17 protein-coding genes are annotated in these 18197 nt (G+C 56.1%); 8 read left to right on the top strand and 9 right to left on the bottom strand.

Going from position 1 to position 18197, the window contains the following annotated elements; genetic code table 11:
• Positions 1–13 precede the first annotated feature (13 nt).
• Positions 14–1177 (bottom strand): serine-type D-Ala-D-Ala carboxypeptidase DacD, encoded by a 1164-nt coding sequence (gene dacD, locus AABB92_RS02535; RefSeq protein WP_031375230.1) that lies wholly within the window; start codon positions 1175–1177, stop codon positions 14–16.
• 246 nt (positions 1178–1423) lie between these two features.
• On the opposite strand from dacD, the gene AABB92_RS02530 reads away from it, so the two are divergent.
• The 4 genes from AABB92_RS02530 (at position 1424) to sbcB (ending at position 4848) form a co-directional block, all read left to right on the top strand.
• The gene (locus tag AABB92_RS02530) at positions 1424–1597 is read left to right on the top strand and encodes a hypothetical protein (RefSeq protein WP_158087036.1); all 174 of its coding nucleotides are present in this window, start codon (positions 1424–1426) and stop codon (positions 1595–1597) included.
• A 44-nt stretch (positions 1598–1641) separates the two neighbouring features.
• The gene (locus AABB92_RS02525) at positions 1642–2334 is read left to right on the top strand and encodes a hypothetical protein (protein WP_031375231.1); all 693 of its coding nucleotides are present in this window, start codon (positions 1642–1644) and stop codon (positions 2332–2334) included.
• A 241-nt stretch (positions 2335–2575) separates the two neighbouring features.
• A complete protein-coding gene (locus tag AABB92_RS02520; protein WP_031375232.1) occupies positions 2576–3055 on the top strand; it encodes an Hcp family type VI secretion system effector in 480 nt (159 codons plus the stop codon).
• Positions 3056–3420: 365 nt separating this feature from the next.
• Entirely contained in the window at positions 3421–4848 is a 1428-nt protein-coding gene (sbcB, locus tag AABB92_RS02515) for an exodeoxyribonuclease I (RefSeq protein ID WP_031375233.1), read from the top strand.
• Between the two features lie 78 nt (positions 4849–4926).
• Here the strand turns inward: sbcB and AABB92_RS02510 are convergent, their stop codons facing one another.
• The 5 genes from AABB92_RS02510 to ltnD form a co-directional block, all read right to left on the bottom strand.
• The gene (locus AABB92_RS02510) at positions 4927–6285 is read right to left on the bottom strand and encodes a GntP family transporter (RefSeq protein WP_031375234.1); all 1359 of its coding nucleotides are present in this window, start codon (positions 6283–6285) and stop codon (positions 4927–4929) included.
• Positions 6286–6413: 128 nt separating this feature from the next.
• The gene (locus AABB92_RS02505; protein WP_046288223.1) at positions 6414–7199 is read right to left on the bottom strand and encodes an HPr family phosphocarrier protein; all 786 of its coding nucleotides are present in this window, start codon (positions 7197–7199) and stop codon (positions 6414–6416) included.
• The gene (gene otnC / locus AABB92_RS02500; protein WP_031375235.1) at positions 7199–7843 is read right to left on the bottom strand and encodes a 3-oxo-tetronate 4-phosphate decarboxylase; all 645 of its coding nucleotides are present in this window, start codon (positions 7841–7843) and stop codon (positions 7199–7201) included. The genes AABB92_RS02505 and otnC overlap by 1 nt, the downstream gene beginning before the upstream one ends.
• Positions 7836–9101: a 3-oxo-tetronate kinase gene (gene otnK, locus AABB92_RS02495; protein WP_046288222.1), complete on the bottom strand. Its 1266-nt coding sequence runs from the start codon at positions 9099–9101 to the stop codon at positions 7836–7838. Before otnK ends, otnC begins: the two co-directional genes overlap by 8 nt.
• Positions 9101–10006: an L-threonate dehydrogenase gene (gene ltnD, locus AABB92_RS02490; RefSeq protein WP_031375365.1), complete on the bottom strand. Its 906-nt coding sequence runs from the start codon at positions 10004–10006 to the stop codon at positions 9101–9103. The genes otnK and ltnD overlap by 1 nt, the downstream gene beginning before the upstream one ends.
• A 269-nt stretch (positions 10007–10275) precedes the next feature.
• Here ltnD and ygbI point away from each other — a divergent pair, with 269 nt between their 5' ends.
• On the top strand, positions 10276–11037 hold the full coding sequence (ygbI, locus tag AABB92_RS02485; protein ID WP_031375364.1) for a DNA-binding transcriptional repressor YgbI: 762 nt from the start codon (positions 10276–10278) through the stop codon (positions 11035–11037).
• Between the two features lie 54 nt (positions 11038–11091).
• Here the strand turns inward: ygbI and AABB92_RS02480 are convergent, their stop codons facing one another.
• Positions 11092–12450 (bottom strand): APC family permease, encoded by a 1359-nt coding sequence (locus tag AABB92_RS02480; protein ID WP_031375363.1) that lies wholly within the window; start codon positions 12448–12450, stop codon positions 11092–11094.
• Positions 12451–12831: 381 nt separating this feature from the next.
• A complete protein-coding gene (locus tag AABB92_RS02475; RefSeq protein ID WP_046288221.1) occupies positions 12832–14247 on the bottom strand; it encodes a glutamine synthetase family protein in 1416 nt (471 codons plus the stop codon).
• A gap of 204 nt (positions 14248–14451) precedes the next feature.
• Here AABB92_RS02475 and puuD point away from each other — a divergent pair, with 204 nt between their 5' ends.
• From puuD to AABB92_RS02460, 3 genes are read left to right on the top strand one after another with little or no spacing between them, the layout of a single operon-like run.
• Complete coding sequence (gene puuD, locus AABB92_RS02470; protein WP_046288220.1) at positions 14452–15219, top strand: gamma-glutamyl-gamma-aminobutyrate hydrolase; 768 nt, start codon at positions 14452–14454, stop codon at positions 15217–15219.
• Positions 15212–15769, top strand: coding sequence for an HTH-type transcriptional regulator PuuR (gene puuR, locus AABB92_RS02465; protein ID WP_031375362.1), 558 nt, complete (start codon positions 15212–15214; stop codon positions 15767–15769). Before puuD ends, puuR begins: the two co-directional genes overlap by 8 nt.
• Positions 15770–15788: 19 nt before the next feature.
• Entirely contained in the window at positions 15789–17066 is a 1278-nt protein-coding gene (locus AABB92_RS02460; RefSeq protein ID WP_031375361.1) for an NAD(P)/FAD-dependent oxidoreductase, read from the top strand.
• Positions 17067–17230: 164 nt separating this feature from the next.
• Here the strand turns inward: AABB92_RS02460 and AABB92_RS02455 are convergent, their stop codons facing one another.
• Entirely contained in the window at positions 17231–18058 is an 828-nt protein-coding gene (locus tag AABB92_RS02455) for an SDR family oxidoreductase (RefSeq protein WP_031375360.1), read from the bottom strand.
• Positions 18059–18197 lie beyond the last annotated feature (139 nt).

The raw sequence follows: 18197 nt of genomic DNA, 5'->3' as shown, positions 1-18197 counted from the left end.
CCAGCAATGCCGATCAGAACTTCTGCTTGAGATAATCGGTAATGCGGGTAATGACGCCAGCAGGCTCAACTGCGCTCAGCGCCACCAGCGGATAGTGGGCAATCTGCTGATCTTTATCCATTACCTGAATTTCACCAATCACCTCATTGGCTTTCAGCGGCGCTTCCAGATCGCTGCGGTTAATAATGTATTTCGCCTTGACGTTCTGCACTTCACTGCGCGGCAGCGACAGGTAGACATCATTCGCGGTACCCACTTCGACCTGATGCGGATTGCCGTACCAGACATTCTCGCTGCCAATTTTCTTACCAGCATGGAACAGCTGTACGGTATCAAAGGTATTCTGACCCCATACCAGCAGTTTGCGCGCCTGCTCTTCCCGCCCTTTTGGACTCTTGCCACCCATCACCACGGCGATCAGACGATGTTTGCCCACCACGTTAGAGGCGATGATATTAAAGCCTGCGGTTTCGGTGTGGCCGGTTTTCAGCCCGTCCACATGCAGGGCGTTATCCCACAGTAAGCCGTTACGGTTGTTCTGGGTGATGCCGTTCCAGGTCAGGGTTTTCTCACTGTACATGGCATAGAAGTCAGGCTCGCCGTCGATAATCGCCCGCGACAGTTTTGCCATATCCAGCGCGCTGGAGAACTGGCCCGGCGCGTCCAGCCCATGCACCGTTTCGAAGTGCGTATTTTGCAGGCCCAGCTTGTCGACATAGTGATTCATCATTTTGACGAAATTGTCTTCGCTGCCCGCCACATAATCTGCCAGCGCCACGCAGGCGTCATTACCGGAATCGATGATTACTCCCCGGCTTAAATCACGTACGCTCAGCTTGTCGCCCGGCTTAAGGAACATCAGCGATGAGCCTTTAAATACCGGATTACCGGCTGCCCAGGCATCTTTGCCGACGGTGACCATATCATCGCGGCTGATTTTCTTTTGATCGATAGCGCGATCGACGACGTAACCGGTCATCAGCTTGGTCAGACTGGCAGGATTGCGGCGCTCATCCGGATTACCGGCGGTCAGGACCTGGCCGGTGGTGGCATCCATTAACACCCAGGACGCCGCATCAATCGCCGGTGGCGTCACGGGAAATGGCATGTCGTCAGCCTGTGCCAGCGAAGCCCAAAAAACAGTAGCGGTAACGGTAATCAACAGACGCCTTTTCAACACTTCATCCTTACCTGCACGGGAGAAAAATTCATATATGAAACGAAACGGAAACAGCCGCACGTTTTACGGCAAAACCGTTGTGAAGGTTTGAATAAATTGAAAAAAAGTATGAACTGCGGCGGCTAAGACACCGGCTGGCTGTTCGATGGATCACGGCGCGCGGTGAAAGCTGTTTACTTAATGACCATTTACCCGTACCTTTTGTACGGTTAAAAAAGGAACATCGACCTGAGGGATAAGGTTATGTATTACGCTGATGAGATTATCGATTTTCTGCAAACCAACAGGATACTGGCGCTGAAATTTGATCACGCCTTAACCGATGTGAATAACGCGCTCTCTGCTCAGAGGGAACTTATTGGAAAAGGTGCAAAACGCGCTTTGTATTACACATTACTAAATGATTATTTCCCTTAAGTTTAAAGGGTGGCAGGACACAGACTAACCATAAGGAAACGGTTATGTACTATAATAAAAACGTTATCAGTTACTTGAAGTCAAATAATATCCTCGCGTTAAAACTTGACCGCACATTTACCGGCGTTGGAAAAGCTGTATCTGATCAAATTGATATAATAGGCGCAGGCGCAAAGCGTGCACTGTTTTACACATCGTGCTTTACTGAGGAATATCAGGATGTTTGTCAGAAACAAAAAAATGAAGATCTAAGATTCATCGGAGGTATTTATAAGCTAGTGGAGCATGGCGATATTATATTTGATATGCTCAAAATATATTTTGAAGAAATATTCAGGCATAAAACCAGTAGTCAATTAGGAAAGATAAAAGAATCTCTGATGGCAGTAAATATTCACATTGCAGTAAGTCAATTTACAAAATACGGATTTATTTTGGCCGTGTCTGCTGCAGTAGCTGCTGGCATGAAGCTCAGCCTCGATATGAGTGTACTGGCTGGCCGAAGAGCTGGCGTTGCCATTGCCATAGCTGGGATGTATGGAGTTGTTCAGAAAGCAGCTGATAGCGCAAACCGCCTGCGTTATGCCTTACCTGAATATTATTCAGCATTGTATGCCAATGAACTGGAAATGATGTTTTTCTTGATTGAACCTCTATTCGAAAGATCTGATGCGCTTCTTAGTGCGTGGGCATCTGATGACGAAGTTTCCCGAATTATTACTAATATGATTCGGTAATAAAATTATGAAAAATTTAATGACGAGGTTTTTTAAAAGAATATTTAAATCTTTATTTTTTGTCTATGCACCGGTCATTCTCGTTCTTGCATTTGCATTATTTTATCTAAAATTATTTCCTGATGGGCCTTTGTGGCCTATACCAGTTTTTGTAGTACTGGTAATAATTTACTTCCCCCTGATTGTTAAATGGTAATATTCCATTTAACGAAAGCCTGATTACCTTTAAGGATAAAATAACATGTCTGCTCCCGCACATTTATGGCTTAACGATGAAAAGGGTTCTCCAATCGTCGGTAGTTGTCAGATGCCACTGCGTTCAGGCTCTATTGAACTCAAATCATTCTCCCACGGCGTTACTATTCCGGTCGATCCTAACTGGGGAAAACTTACAGGCACACGCATTCACCAGCCTGTTACGATAGTGAAAGAGTTTGATCAAACAACTCCACTTCTATACAGAGCTGTCTGCGAAGGCCGAATCATGAAGAAGGCGATAATCAGGATGTACCGGATAATTGATGCAGGAATTGAGACTGAATATTTTAATATCATCCTGGAAAACGTGAAGGTCACCACGGTATCGCCCTATCTTGCACCCAACGGCATGAGCAGCACGCATCTGGAAACGCTGGAATTACGCTATGAAGCGATAACCTGGAAATATACCGAAGGTAATATTATCTATCGAGACACATGGAACGATCGTGCTATAGGCTGACCGGTAAAACAGGTTCATTTTTGTCCCCTGACACTTCTCAGGCAGTTGTTATGCCTATCCCCGGGTGGTGCAGCAACTGCGCTAACCGCTCAGGCGCTGCCGCTCCACCAGCCGCGGTTTTGAGCCTCATTCCCGCTTTGTCAGAACCGTACAGCCTGCCCCCGCTACCATCCGAAACTTCAGGCCGGTCGGATTATGGTTTACCATATAGGTTGTGAAGCCTGATGCTGCCTGGGTGATTTTGCTCTGCACCGGCACATGCGCACCAGCAGTCAGGCGCAGATGAAGAAAAGCATCAAGCGAACGGGAAGAGTGACAACTTGCTGTTCATCAGTTTAGTGAATGAAATTAAGCGGATATGAAATTTGAATAACGATCGCGTCCAGGCCACCTTCCTCTTCCACGATTACGAGACCTTCGGCACCAGCCCTTCACGCGATCGGCCGGCACAGTTCGCCGGTCTGCGTACCGACAGCGATTTTAATCCGATTGGTGAGCCGCAGGTGTTTTACTGCCGTCCGCCGGATGACTATCTGCCGCAGCCGGAAGCCGTGATGATTACCGGCATCACGCCACAGGTGGCGATGGCGCGCGGTGTGACAGAAGCGGAGTTCGCTGAACGCATTCACGCCCTGTTTACCACCGAACAAACCTGCGTGGTCGGCTACAACAACGTGCGCTTTGATGATGAAGTGACGCGCAATATCTTCTACCGCAACTTCTACGATCCCTATGGCTGGAGCTGGCAGAACGGCAACTCGCGCTGGGATCTGCTCGACGTGATGCGGGCCTGCTATGCATTGCGCCCGGAAGGGATCAACTGGCCGGAAAATGAAGAAGGCTTTCCCAGCTTCCGGCTGGAACATCTGACCAAAGCCAACGGTGTGGCGCATGAAAATGCCCATGACGCGATGTCTGATGTCTATGCCACGCTGGCGATGGCCCGGCTGGTGAAAGAGAAGCAGCCTAAGCTGTTTGAGTTTTTGTTTACCCACCGTAACAAAAACAAGCTGATGAACCTGATTGATATCCCGCAGATGAAGCCGCTGGTTCACGTCTCCGGCATGTTCGGCGCGGCACGCGGCAACACCAGCTGGGTAGTTCCGCTGGCCTGGCACCCGGATAACCGCAATGCGCTGATTGTGGTCGATCTGGCCGGTGATATCTCACCGCTGCTGCAGCTGGATGCCGAGACCCTGCGCGAGCGGCTCTATACGCCGAAAAACGATCTCGGCGATCTGCCAGCAGTGCCGGTTAAGCTGGTTCATATCAACAAATGTCCGGTGCTGGCACCGGCTAATACGCTGCGTCCGGAGGATGCCGCCCGGCTGGGTATCGATCGTCAGCACTGCCTGGCGAATCTGGCGCTGCTGCGTCAGCAACCAGAGGTGCGTGAGAAGCTGGTGACGCTGTTTGCTGACGCTGAACCGTTTACCCCGTCGGACGATGTTGACACCCAGCTGTACGATGGCTTTTTCAGCGATGCCGATCGCGCGGGTATGAACATTATTCGCCAGACTGCACCCGCTAACCTGCCGGCGCTGGATTTAACTTTCGACAGCGCGCGCGTGGCGAAACTGCTGTTCCGTTATCGGGCGCGTAACTTCCCCGGCACGCTGGATGATGCGGAACAGCAGCGCTGGTTGCAGCATCGGCGCGAGGTGCTCAATGCTGAGCGGGTGCAGGCGTTTTTGCAGGAGCTGGAGTCACTGGCGAGTCTGCATGAAGCCGATCCGGAGAAGCTGGGACAGTTAAAAGCGCTCTATCTCTATGCGCAGGAACTGGTTTCTTAGCCCCGAAACTGCCCGGCAGTTTCTGCTGCCGACTTCGGTCGGGACCGCAACTGTTCGCGGTCCCGGCACGTTGCCGCATTACATCATTACCCATACCAGCCAGGTCAGCGCAAAACCACACAGTCCCATCATTGTGGTCAGTATTGTCCAGCTGCGTAACCCATCAGCCACCGACAAACCAAGATAACGGGTGACCACCCAGAAGCCGGAATCATTGACGTGTGACAAGCCCAGCGCACCAAAACAGGCTGACAGGGCGACCAGCACCAGTTGCAGCTCGCCAAGCCCCGTCACGGCAGTACTTAACAACCCACAGGTTGTGACAATCGCCACCGTTGCCGACCCCTGTGAAGCGCGCAGCGCCAGTGAAAGAATAAACGCAGCCGGGATCAACGGCAGATGAATCGTCTGCAATGAACTGGCCAGCGCTTTGCCTACGCCTGATTCCACCAGTACCTTGCCGAATGCTCCCCCGGCGCCTGAGACTAAAATCACCCCGGCAGCGGTGGATATCGCGTTATTTGACAGCGTCTCCAGCTTCTCTTTGGTCCAGCCACGACGCAGACCCAGCAGCCATCCTGCAAGCGCCAGGGTAATCAGCAATGCCACAGCTGGCGATGCCACTAACGTCAGAATCTTCAGTGGCAGGCTATCGGGGGTAAGATGCGGCGGCAATAACGTACCCAGCATGATCAGCAGAATCGGCAATAAGATTAAGCCCGAAATCAGCAAGGCGCCCGGCGCATCTTTACCGCTGGCAGATGTCGTCTGGGCGGTGGGTGCAGTAAGCTGCAGCTGCTCCAGTACCTGAACAGAAAGATGGTATTTTTTAAGATTTAGCGCCTTAGCCACGAAATAACCGGCAATGCCTGTCGGTATCGACAATGCTATCCCGGTCATCATTAACCAGCCAGGATCGGCATTCAGCAAACCGGCGGCGGCGGCCGGTCCTGGATGAGTGGGCACCGTAACATGCACCATCAGCATCATACCTGCCATTGGCAAACCAAACTTCAGCGGCGATACGCGCATCACTTTGGTAAAACCATAAATCAGCGGGACCACGATAATAAACCCGACGTCAAAAAACACCGGCAATCCCAGAATAAAGGCTACGGTGGTTAACGCCGCGACCATGCGCTGTGGTCCGCACAGCTGCGCGAAGCGGTTTGCCAGCCGATCAGCGCCGCCAGATGCTTCAATAATCGCGCCGAGTATCGCCCCCAGTACAATTATTGCGGCAATGCTGCCGAGCAGGCTGCCCATCCCGCCCAGGATCACTTTCATAATGTTTTCAGCCGGGATACCGGTAGTGATGGCGACAAACAGGCTGGCAATCAGTAACGCAATAAAGGGATGGACTTTGGCTTTGATTACCAACAGCAACAGCAGAATCACGCTGACCAGCGCGATGGATAACAGCAGCGTAGTGGACATCGGCAGACCTCTGATTAATTATAATTTTCAGTAAGTTATATTTTTATTGATTGAACACTGGTGTGATTAAGCTGCAGCAGGACTCACACCGTTTGTCTGACAATCGGTGTGAGTGGCCGTGCAGATGATTAACGGCGTGTACGCCAGCGGGCAAACCAGCCGAGGCCAGCGGTGGTGCTGGTTCGCGGGAAGTATTCGCAGCCGACCCAGCCCTGATAGCCGACCTCATCCAGCAGGGTAAACAGCCACGGGTAGTTAATTTCCCCCTCATCCGGCTCATGGCGATCCGGTGCTGAGGCGATCTGTACGTGACGATAGCGCCCGGCGTAGTGGCGAATCAGATGGCTGAGGTTGCCATCCACTAACTGCGCGTGGAACAGGTCGAGCTGGGTAAACACATTGGGCCGATCGATCTGCTCCACCATTTCCAGCGTCTGATACTGACTGGAATAGAGATAGTTCGGCTTAGTGGTCGGGTTCAGTGCCTCAATCAGCAGGTTGATGCCGTGCGGCGCAAAGCGTTCAGCGGCATAACGCATCGCGCTGATAAAGGTCTCAACATAGCGCTGGCGATCGGCTCCCGGCGGCACCGTGGCCGCCATGATATGCACCTGCGGGCAGTTGAGCGCCAGCGCATACTGCAGAGCGCGATCGATATCCGCTCTGGCTTCCGCTTCACGGCCGGGAATGGCGGAAACGCCCCACTCACCCGCGGCAACGTTGCCAGGCGCGGTATTGAACAGTACCAGCTGGAGCTGATTCTCATCCAGCCACTGCTTCAGCTGTTCTGCGGGATAGTCATAGGGAAACAGAAACTCCACCGCCTCAAAACCGGCCGCCGCTGCGGCAGCGAAGCGTTCAGCAAACGGCAGTTCGGTAAACTGGGTCGACAGGTTAGCAGCAAACTCAGGCATTATCGGCTCCTTAACTCGGCCACTTCGGCGTCATTGAGATAACGGATGGCGCGGTCGCCAAGGGTAAAGATCAGCCGGGCCGTCTCTTCCAGCTCCTCGGTGTTATCTGCCGCTTCACGCAATGATTTCCCCACTACCACCGGCCCATGGTTGGCCAGTAAAAAGGCGCGGTAGCGCGGTGCCAGCTGCGCCAGATCTTCCGCCAGCCGCTGATCGCCCGGCTTGTAGTACGGCACAACCGGTACATCTCCGACCCGCATCACCACATACGGCGTGAACGGACGGATGCAGTTTTCCGGGTCCAGCCCCTGTAAACAGGAGAGCGCCGTCAGGTAGTGACTGTGCAGATGCACCACCGCTTTGCAGTCGGGATTGTTCAGGTAGAGCGCGCGGTGAAACGCGATCTCTTTGGACGGTTTATCGCCAGAGAGCCACTCACCGTCAGGCGTGACTTTAGCGAGACGGTCACCCTGTAACTCACCGAGGCAGGAGCCGGTGGGCGTCGCCAGCAGATTGCCATCTTCCAGCCGCACGGACAGATTGCCGGCCGAGCCGGTGGCGTAGCCGCGCTGAAAGAAGGAGACGCCGAGCCGGACCATTTCGTCACGCGCCTGCTGCTCGGCTAAAGAGAAAGATTCAGACATGGGAAAACTCCGTTTGCGCGCGGCGGAAAAAGTCTTCATCGCCAAAGTTACCGGACTTCAGCGCCAGCGACAGCGGCTGCTGAATATCACGCACCCACGGCACGCCAGGCGAGATGGTCGGGCCGATATGAAACGCCGTAACCCCCAGGCTCTGGGCCACCACGCCGGAGGTTTCGCCGCCCGCCACGATAAAGCGCTGCCAGCCGCGCCGCTGCAGCTCACGGGTCACGGCGGCAAACAGCTGCTCGACCGCCTCACTGCTGCGCCGGGCACCATATTGTTGCTGAATCAGCTGCAACTGCTGCGCGTCAGCGGTAGCAAACAGCAGCGGCGCCAGGGCCTGATGACTGTTGGCTGCTACCCAGTCACACAGCTGCAGGGCGTAGCCGTCAGCATCCTGCAGACAGCGTTCGACCTGCACTTCCTGAGCGGGTGCCAGCTGGCGATAGACACTGACCTGGCGTTGGGTCATCTGCGAGCAGGAGCCGGAAAGCACCACCGCACGATCGCCCTGCGGTCGTCCTGCCTGCTCCGCCGCCGCTGCATCCACTCCGGCCATCGCCCACTGGCGCGCCAGCCCGATTGCCAGCCCGGAACCGCCGGTCACCAGCCGCAGATCGCGTAGCGCCTCGCCCTGGGTCAGCAAATGTTGTTCATTCAGCGTGTCGATAACTACATAGTTAATGCCCTGCTCCCCCAGCTGGCCCAGCGCCTGACGCACTGCCTCCGCGCCTTGATCGACCTGCGCGGCAGCGATCAGCCCGGCCTGACCGTTGGCCTGCGCCGTCATCAGACGCAGCAGGTTGCTGTCGTGCATTGGCGTGACCGGGTGATGGCGCATGCCGGAGTCCGACAGCAGCCGATCGCCGACAAACAGATGCCCCTGATACACCGTGCGCCCGTTCACCGGCAGCGCCGGACAGATCACCGTCAGGCTTTCGCCCAGTGCGGTCAGCAACGCATCGGTCACCGGGCCGATATTGCCCTGCGCGGTGCTGTCGAAGGTGGAGCAGTATTTAAAGTAGAAGCGCTCACAGCCCTGCTGTTGCAGCCACGCCAGCGCCGCCAGCGACTGCGCTACCGCCTGCTCTGCCGGGCAGGATCGGCTCTTCAGGCTGATCACTATCGCCTGCGCCCCGACGGCCCGATCGCCGGCCGGTACGCCGTTGAACTGAATGGTGGTCAGGCCGTTTTGCGCCAGAAAACTGGCGATGTCGGTCGCACCGGTAAAATCGTCGGCTATCACTCCAAGACGCATCAGGTATTCTCCTTACCCTGTGGCAGGCTGATGCCGCTGAAGATTTTAATCACCGCGCTGTCATCTTCACGGCCATAACCGGCGTTGCTGGCTTCGGTAAACATATTGAGCGCGGTCGAGGCCAGCGGCAGCGGGAAGTGCAGCGATTTGGCGGTATCAGCCACCAGGTTGAGATCTTTGACGAAGATATCGACCGCCGACTTCGGACTGTAGTCACCGTCCACCACGTGCCGCATGCGGTTTTCGAACATCCACGAGTTACCGGCGGCATGGGTAACCACCTGATACATGGTCTCCAGCGGAATGCCCGCCCGTGCTGCCAGCGCCATCGCTTCTGCCCCGACTGCGATGTGTACCCCGGCCAGCAGCTGATGAATGATTTTGACCGTCGAGCCGAGGCCGATGTCGCTGCCCACCCGATAGACTTTGGCCGCCACAGCATCCAGCACCGGTTGCAGCTGCGTAAAAGCCTCTTCGCTGCCGGAGGCCATTACCGTCATCTCACCGCTGGCGGCTTTTGCTGCCCCACCGGAGACCGGCGCGTCGAGCATCAGCAACTGATGTTGTGCCAGCCGCTGTTCAATCTGCTGCGCATCCTGCGCTGAGAGGGTCGATGACACCATCACCGCCGTGCCGGGCCGTAGCTTCGCGGCCAGGCCATCGTCACCGAACAGAATGGCGTTCACCTGCTGCGCATTCACCACCAGCAGCAGCACCGCGTCGAGCTGGTCAGCAAACCGGGCGGCGGAGGATTGCGCGTCACGAGCGCCCGCCTGGCGCAGGGTCTCCAGCGCGGCGGGATTCAGATCGACGCCCCAGGTGTTAAGACCGGCGCGGATACAGGATTGCGCGGCGCCCATGCCCATGGAACCTAACCCGATAACACAGATATTTTCGACTGGCACTGTCGGCCTCCACTGTTAAATTAAGTGATTATTTGTTTGTTACTGTTAATCCTGCCAGCTTTACCCCGGCAAAAACGTGTTGCAACTCACAAAAAAACATCTGTGATGTGATCAGGAACAATTCTTAACATCCACCATAACCCCTGACATACCCCGCTTTGCAGGCATTATCACCCGGCTTAACAACGGGCGCAGGCTGTTATTTTCTGTTCTTCCCGACCGGCAGATGCTCTACAATGTGAAAAAATGATAAATCTCAGGGAGCGAATATGATTCCGGTTGAACGTCATCAACAGATTCTGGCGCTGGTGGCCGATCGTGGCGTGGTGAGCATTGCTGAACTGACCGAGCGGCTGGGCGTGTCGCACATGACTATCCGGCGTGATGTGCAAAAGCTGGAGGAGCAAGGCGCGGTGCTGTCGGTGTCAGGGGGAGTACGTTCGGCGGATCGGCTGGCGGCCGAACCGTCACATCTGACCAAAAGTGCCTTGTACAACGATGAGAAGCGGGCGATTGGTCGCTATGCCGCTCAGCACATCCCGCGCAATAGCTGCATCTATCTGGATGCCGGCACCACAACGCTGGCGCTGGCGCGGGAAGTGGTGGATCGGGACGATTTACTGGTGGTGACCAATGATTTTATGGTGGCTAACCTGCTGATGGAAGCCAGTCACTGCCGGGTGATCCACACCGGCGGTACGGTCTGCCGTGAGAACCGTTCCTGCGTCGGCGAGTCGGCAGCGCGCAGCCTGCGTCATCTGGCGATCGACATCGCCTTTATTTCCGCCTCCTGCTGGGGGCCGCGCGGGCTGTTTACGCCGGATGAAGATAAGGTGACGGTGAAGCAGACGGTCAGCGAGGTGAGCAGTAAGCGGGTGCTGCTGAGCGACAGTTCGAAATACAACAAGATTGCGACCTTTCTGGCCCTGCCGCTGGAGAAGTTTGATCTGGTGGTGACCGACAGTCAGTTGAGTGAGGCGGGACGGATGGCATTGAACGCCGGACACTGGGAGCTGGTGCTCGCCAGTTAAGACTTTCGCCGCCCTCCCGTTTTTAGCGCGGGAAGGCGGCGAGGTTTAGCGCGATTAAATCTCTTCGCTGAACTGCGGCACCGGGTTACGGAAGCTGCGGGTCACGAACGCCAGATAGATAATACCAATGGTCGCCCAGATCAGACCCAGCACCATTGAACTCTCTTCCAGGTTCACCCACAACGCACCGACCGTCAACGCACCCATCAGCGGCAGAACCAGATACTGGAAGTGATCTTTCAGCGTACGGTTACGCTTTTCACGGATCCAGAACTGGGCAATCACCGACAGGTTAACGAAGGTGAAGGCCACCAGCGCACCGAAGTTAATCAGCGCCGTTGCGGTCACCAGGTCGAAGTTAATCGCCATCAGCGCAATCGCACCCACCAGCAGCACGTTGAGCGACGGGGTACGCCACTTCGGATGGACGTAACCGAAGAAACGCTCCGGGAACACGCCATCACGGCCCATCACATACATCAGACGTGAGACGCCGGCATGCGCCGCCATACCGGATGCCAGCACCGTGACCACCGAGAAGATCAGGATGCCGACCTGCAGCGCTTTACCGGCAACAAACAGCATGATTTCAGGCTGAGAGGAATCCGGGTCCTGGAAGCGCGTGATGTCCGGGAAGTAAAGCTGCAGGAAGTAGGAGGCGATGATGAAGATCACGCCGCCAATCAGCGCGGTCAGGAAAATCGCACGCGGAATGGTACGTTCTGCATCTTTGGTCTCTTCTGACAGTGAGCTGATGCCATCAAAGCCGAGGAACGAGAAACAGAGTATCGTCGCTCCGGTGATCATCGGCACCACGTGCGCGTTCTCAGACCAGAACGGTTTGCTGCTGACCAGCGTACCGGCACCAACGCCGTTCGCCACGCCGTAGATGACCATCGCCGTAATCCCGACCATGACAATCACCTGCAGTACCACGATCACGCTGTTAAAGTTGGCGACAGTTTTGATGCCCTTGAGGTTGGAGAGCGTCATAAAGCCGACCAGCAGCACCACGAAAATCCACGAAGGGATGCCGGGCACCAGCGATTCGAAATAGTTTTTCGCCAGCAGGATGTTGATCATCGGCATGAACAGGTAGTCCAGCAGCGATGACCAGCCGACCATAAAGCCGACGTGCGGACTGATCGCCTTCTGAGCGTAGGTATAAGCGGAGCCCGCAGAGGGGAAGCGGCGTACCAGCTTACCGTAGCTCACGGCAGTAAACAGAATCGCAATCAGCGCGAAAGCGTAAGCCGTCGCGACGTGACCGTCGGTCAGCCCGGAAACGATGCCAAAGGTATCGAACAGGGTCATAGGCTGCATGTAGGCTAAGCCCATCATGACGACCGGAAGTAACGTTAGCGTTTTTTTCAGCTGTGCACGCTGTGGTGCAGCGGAGGTGTTAAGCGACATGCTTCAGTCCCTCCTGCGCGACAACCTGACTGGGTTGGGTCACAGGACAACTGCGCATTAAGCGACAGGGAGTAAGGTTGGTGATCAACGCGGCGCCGTAGTCATCACGAAAACGCGCACCAGCCTGAGCTGGCAGTGTGGAAAACATCCCCATCTTTGTATCCTCAATCTCACGCTAACGCGTGTTTTCAGTGTTTATCTATCCGGGTGCGTGCCCGGCCTCGGTTAAGTCAGCGAAAAACTATTTGTTAAAACAGGATGCAAAAAAAATAACCGGCGCGGTAAGCGTCGGTTATGGTCTGATTTTGCAGGCCGCGTATTCTGCCTCATCCCAGGGCCGAAATACAAGCCACCGGGGCACCGGATGCAAAAAAAAGGTTATCAGGCGTTTTTCAGCATCCAGTCAATCTCCGTTGCGGTTATCAGCCGTTCGAACTGCATCAGTTCATAATTCTTGCAGCTATACCAGACGCTGGCAAAGCGTTCGCCGAGTAATTTTTGCAGCGGATAGCTGTTGTTGAACTCATACAGAGCGTCACTCTGCCGAATCGGCAGCGCCAGACCCTCGGCGTGATGGCCGTTGCCGGTCACCGGCTGTGGCAACGGCAGCTGGGTATCCAGACCGTGCAGCATCCCGGCAAGTATCGCCGACACCACCAGATAAGGATTGGCATCCGCCCCCGCTACCCGGTATTCGATGCGATGATTATCGATATCGCCGCACGGCACCCGCAGCGCCACGGTGCGATTGTTATGGCCCCACGACGCCTGCAACGGTACGTAAGCCTCCGGCACAAAGCGGCGATAGGCGTTAACGTTTGGTGCCAGCAGCGCCATCGAGGCGGGCATCAGGTCGATCATTCCGGCCAGCGCGCGCTTCATCAGCGGCGAGTCACTGCCGTCATCACAGGCGAAGGCGTTGTGATCGGCGGCATCCAGCATACTGATGTGGACATGCATGCCGCTGCCCGCATACTCCTCATACGGCTTGGCCATAAAGGTGGCGGTCATAGCGTGATTTTCAGCCACCTGACGGATCAGCCGTTTCAGCTGCACCGCGTGATCGCAGGCGCGCAGTACGTCGCCAGTATGATGCAGGTTGATTTCGAACTGACCCGGCGACGCTTCAGCCAGCGCGCCATCGGCCGGAATACCCTGCTGACGCGCCAGATCGTCAATATCACGCAGCACATCGGCGAAATGATCGAGATTATCGACCGAATAGACCTGGCTCTGCATATTGCGTTCATCGCTGCCCGGCGCGCACGGCGGCTGGATGAAGCCCTCGGCATCGCGCTTTTTATCCACCAGATAGAACTCCAGCTCTACCGCTACCACCGGAAACAGGCCTCGGTTACGCAACTGTTGCCACAGCCGGTTAAGGACATTTCGGGGTTCAACGTCAAAGGGAGTGCCATCTTGGTTGCACATGGTGAGCAGCAGTTGCGCGATGTGCTGAGGATCGGAAGCGGAGGGAACTAAGGTGCCCGCGACAGGCAGACAGAGGTTGTCAGGTTCGCCCAAAGACTGGCCGAGTCCGGCTTCTTCCACCGTGTTGCCGAGGATATCCATGGCGAACACTGAGGCGGGGAAGTAACAGCCCTTTTCCAGCTTTGGCAGCGCTGAGACGGGAATGCGCTTACCGCGAAAGACACCGTTTAAATCGTTTAACAGAATGTCGACATACTGCGTTTCAGGATGGCGCTCCAGCCAGGCTTTCACCTCAAGCTGGAACGCGCTGGTTCGTTTCTCTTCACTGTGAAGCGTGAAGTCTTCCACTTCTACCAGGTTAGTCATGATCTCACCCGCCCCTATTCGGTTTGCGCAATGCTCAAAATAACAGCCACTCCTCTAACATAGCGCCAACATAAAAAGTGTGCAAATGTAACAAATCTGTTTGAAGAACAAACAGCAGATTGCTAGATTGACAAAATATTGCACACTTAACCGCCAGACGTGCCCTTTCGGTAGATATTTCGAACAGCGATGCGAGGACGTGAGATGGGCATTATTTTTGACAAACCCTTGATTGGCGTAGTGATGTGCCAGAGCCACATCGGTGGCCATCTGACGCAAACGGTGCACAACAAATACCCCGACGCGGTGATCCTCGCGGGCGGCGTTCCGCTTGCCCTGCCCCACAGCCTGATGAACGCTCCCCACCTATTAGAAAACGCTATGACGGTGCTGGATGGTCTGCTGCTGACCGGCAGTCCGAGCAATATCGAACCCTGGCATTACGGTGAAGCCGGTGAAGAGCCGCACGCCGATCCGGGTCGCGATCGTCTCGCCTTCCAGCTGATTACCTGGGCCACCAGCCGAAAGATGCCGATGCTGGGGATCTGCCGTGGAATGCAGGAACTGGTGGTGGCTAACGGCGGTGCGCTGTGGCGCGATCTCAGCCAGCAAAAACAGTTCCAGCGCCATCATGAAGATGAGACCCAGCCGCTGGATCAGCAGTACGCCCCGGCGCATCCGGTGACTATTGAAGCGAATGGGCTGCTCAGTTCCCTGCTCGACAGCACGCAGCCGCTGCAGGTTAACTCGTTGCATCATCAGGGCATACGCGAACCGGGCCCGCAGCTGCGGGTTGAAGCACGCGCGCCGGACGGGCTGATTGAAGCGGTCAGCCTGCGCCATCATCCCTTCGCGTTGGCGGTGCAGTGGCACCCGGAATGGCAGGCGGATCGCACAACCGGCTCGCGTCAGCTGTTTGACGGTTTTATCCAGGCCGCAGTTCGCTTTCATAAGGAAAAAGATCATGAATGACGCCACGCTGGCACCCGGACGCCGGCTGTCGCAGATCCGTCAGGCGCTGGGTTTGTCACAGCGCCGCGTGGCTGAACTGGCGGGCCTGACCCACAGCGCCATCAGCACCATTGAGCAGGATAAAGTCAGTCCGGCCGTCAGTACCTTACAGAAGCTATTAAAGGTATACGGGCTCTCCCTGTCGGAATTTTTCTCAGAACCGAAAGCCGACGCCACGCCTAAAGTGATTGTCCGTCCGGACGATCTGCTGGAAATCGGCAGTCAGGGCGTCTCGCTGAAGCTGGTCGAAAATGGCAATCCGCAGCGCTCGCTGGGCATGCTGCTGGAAACCTATCAGCCTGGCGCCAGCACCGGCGAAAAACTGCGTCATCCCGGTGAGGAGACCGGCACGCTGCTGGCGGGCGAAATCACCTTAGTGATTAACGGCCAGAGCTTTCACCTGTACGCCGGTGAAAGTTACGTGATTGATACCGGCCTGCCGCACAGTTTTACCAATACGTCTGACGAACCCTGCCGCATTGTCAGTGCCCATACGCCTGCCAATTTCTGAGCGCATCAAGGAGGTAGTTATGAATTACGTGGAGAGTTATTACGCCGCGACCGCCAATCCGCACGCGCCGTGGCCGACGTTGCAGGAGAGCATTCAGTGTGATGTCTGCATTATTGGCGGCGGCTTCACCGGCCTGTCGGCGGCGCTGCATCTGACCGAAGCGGGTTACGAGGTGGTGGTGCTGGAAGCAGCGCGCATCGGCTTTGGTGCCAGCGGGCGCAACGGCGGTCAGGTGGTCAATTCCTACAGCCGCGATGTGGACGTGATCGAACAGCGTTACGGTAAAGAGAGCGCACGGATGCTGGGCAGCATGATGTTTGAGGGAGCAGAGATCATCCGCGATCGTATAGATCGTTACGCCATTGCCTGCGACTACCGGCCCGGCGGCATTTTTGCGGCACTCAATGCCCGCCAGATGGCGCACCTGCGTAAACAGAAAGCGTTATGGCAGCAGTATGGCAATCATGATCTGGAGTTGCTGGATGAGCGCGGGATTCGTCGTGAAGTGGCGACCGAGCGCTACGTCGGTGGGTTGCTGGATCGGCGCGGCGGCCATCTGCATCCGCTCAACCTGGCACTGGGTGAAGCGGAAGCGATTCGGCGGCACGGCGGACGTATCTATGAACAGTCCGCCGCAGTGAAAGTGGCCTACGGCTCGCCAAATCGGGTAAAAACCGCGCACGGTGAAGTCACTGCAAAATTTGTGATTTTCGCCGGTAATGCCTATCTGGCCAGTGAAGTTGAGCCCCGTCTGAGCGGTAAAAGCATGCCGTGCGGCTCGCAGATTGTGGCCACCGAGCCGCTGTCACCCGATCAGGCGCTGTCGCTGCTGCCGAATAATCATTGCGTGGAAGATTGTAATTATCTGCTCGACTATTTTCGTCTGACCGCCGATAACCGGCTGCTGTATGGCGGTGGCGTGGTTTACGGCGCGCGAGAGCCGGGCGATATTGAGGCGCTAATCCGGCCAAAGCTACGCCGCACCTTTCCACAGTTGCAGAACGTAAAGCTGGATTTCAGCTGGAGCGGTAATTTTCTGTTAACGCTGTCACGTATGCCGCAGTTTGGCCGGCTGGAGAATAATGTCTATTTCATGCAGGGCGACAGCGGCCACGGCGTGACCAGCACCCATCTCTCCGGCAAGCTGATCAGCGAAGTGCTGCGCGGCGATGCCGAGCGTTTTGATGCCTTCGCCCGCCTGCCTCACCTGCCGTTTCCCGGCGGACGACGTTTCAAGGTGCCACTGACCGCCATGGGCGCGGTGTGGTACGCCATTCGCGATCGTTTAGGGGTTTGATGTAGCGCCAGGCCCCTGCCCGGCGTGCTTAGCTGAAAAGCGGGATCGGGGCAGGCTCTGGCGTGCTTTCGCAGGCTTTAAGTATGTTGTAACTATGAGGTGGCCGGCGTGGTCTGCCTTGATGGCTGTTCCGGTGACGTGCGGCCGGAACAGCAGCTTCCGCTTTACTCCAGCGGCATTTTAACCGGATCGTCGTAGCGATATTCAAAGCCCAGCTCGGTGCAGATGCGCGAGCCATCAATCAGTTTGCCGCTTTCGTTAGCGGTTTCCGGCGCGAAGTGTGGCGGTTGCAGCCCCAGCTGACGGGAGACCGCCGGGTAAAAGGTATCACGCGACGGATGTTTTGCGGCGCACAGGTTATAGACCCGTCCCCCTTTTGGCGTCTGCAGCAACAGCGTAATCGCCTCAACCACGTCATCCAGATGTACCAGGTTAACGCCCTGTGACCCATTCGCTACCTGTTGCTTACCGGCCAGAAACCGGCCCGGATGGCGCTTCGGTCCCACCAGCCCGGCAAGGCGGACGATATCGACGCTGGTGCCCGGCAGATCGTGCAGCCAGTTCTCCAGTTTAACCAGCGTTTTGCCGGCCACGGTTTCGGGCGTCAGCGGAGTGGTTTCGCGTTTGATGCCCGATCCGCTGCCGTACACCGAGGTCGAGCTGGTAAAGATGATGCGCGGAACGTTATAGACCAGCGCGCTGTCCACCACGTTCTGGACCGCCTGCAGATAGGCTTCGCCCCCTTCCGCCGTGCGGCTGGCGGGTAACGTCACCACCAGCGCATCGACGTTGAACAGCGGCTCGACATCGGCGGCATCACAGATAAGTTCCGGCGTCAGCTCCAGCTGGAAGGCTTCGATGCCGCAGCGGCGTGCCGCATCCACCCCATCCGGCGTGGTTTTGCTGCCGGTTACCTGCCAGCCTCGTGCGGTTAACGCCGTGGCCAGCGGCATGCCCAACCAACCCAGCCCCACAATTGCGACCTTCTTCATTTTGACTCCTGGCGTAAAACATCAACCCTGACTTCAACGTAGTTTGCCCCCGGATTGCAAATCAGAACAACCTGTTTCAGTGCTTTCCGAACCACCTGGTTAAAAAAGGGTTGCCAATCGCGGCCATCTTCGCTAGGTT

The sequence above is a fragment of the Pantoea brenneri genome (genome assembly GCF_038594305.1).
Classification (GTDB): Bacteria; Pseudomonadota; Gammaproteobacteria; order Enterobacterales; family Enterobacteriaceae; genus Pantoea; species Pantoea brenneri.
Note: the sequence above shows the minus strand (reverse complement) of the source record. Positions and strands in the feature narration are given on the sequence as shown.

Excerpts from the sequence above, each read along its gene's own strand:
- AABB92_RS02475 (WP_046288221.1), bottom strand. The coding sequence starts at position 14,247 with ATGACTAACCTGGTAGAAGTGGAAGACTTCACGCTTCACAGTGAAGAG.
- AABB92_RS02505 (WP_046288223.1), bottom strand. The coding sequence starts at position 7,199 with ATGCCTGAGTTTGCTGCTAACCTGTCGACCCAGTTTACCGAACTGCCG.
- ygbI (WP_031375364.1), top strand. The coding sequence starts at position 10,276 with ATGATTCCGGTTGAACGTCATCAACAGATTCTGGCGCTGGTGGCCGAT.
- AABB92_RS02520 (WP_031375232.1), top strand. The coding sequence starts at position 2,576 with ATGTCTGCTCCCGCACATTTATGGCTTAACGATGAAAAGGGTTCTCCA.
- AABB92_RS02525 (WP_031375231.1), top strand. The coding sequence starts at position 1,642 with ATGTACTATAATAAAAACGTTATCAGTTACTTGAAGTCAAATAATATC.
- AABB92_RS02510 (WP_031375234.1), bottom strand. The coding sequence starts at position 6,285 with ATGTCCACTACGCTGCTGTTATCCATCGCGCTGGTCAGCGTGATTCTG.
- AABB92_RS02455 (WP_031375360.1), bottom strand. The coding sequence starts at position 18,058 with ATGAAGAAGGTCGCAATTGTGGGGCTGGGTTGGTTGGGCATGCCGCTG.
- otnC (WP_031375235.1), bottom strand. The coding sequence starts at position 7,843 with ATGTCTGAATCTTTCTCTTTAGCCGAGCAGCAGGCGCGTGACGAAATG.
- AABB92_RS02480 (WP_031375363.1), bottom strand. The coding sequence starts at position 12,450 with ATGTCGCTTAACACCTCCGCTGCACCACAGCGTGCACAGCTGAAAAAA.
- puuD (WP_046288220.1), top strand. The coding sequence starts at position 14,452 with ATGGGCATTATTTTTGACAAACCCTTGATTGGCGTAGTGATGTGCCAG.
- AABB92_RS02460 (WP_031375361.1), top strand. The coding sequence starts at position 15,789 with ATGAATTACGTGGAGAGTTATTACGCCGCGACCGCCAATCCGCACGCG.
- otnK (WP_046288222.1), bottom strand. The coding sequence starts at position 9,101 with ATGCGTCTTGGAGTGATAGCCGACGATTTTACCGGTGCGACCGACATC.
- AABB92_RS02530 (WP_158087036.1), top strand. The coding sequence starts at position 1,424 with ATGTATTACGCTGATGAGATTATCGATTTTCTGCAAACCAACAGGATA.
- puuR (WP_031375362.1), top strand. The coding sequence starts at position 15,212 with ATGAATGACGCCACGCTGGCACCCGGACGCCGGCTGTCGCAGATCCGT.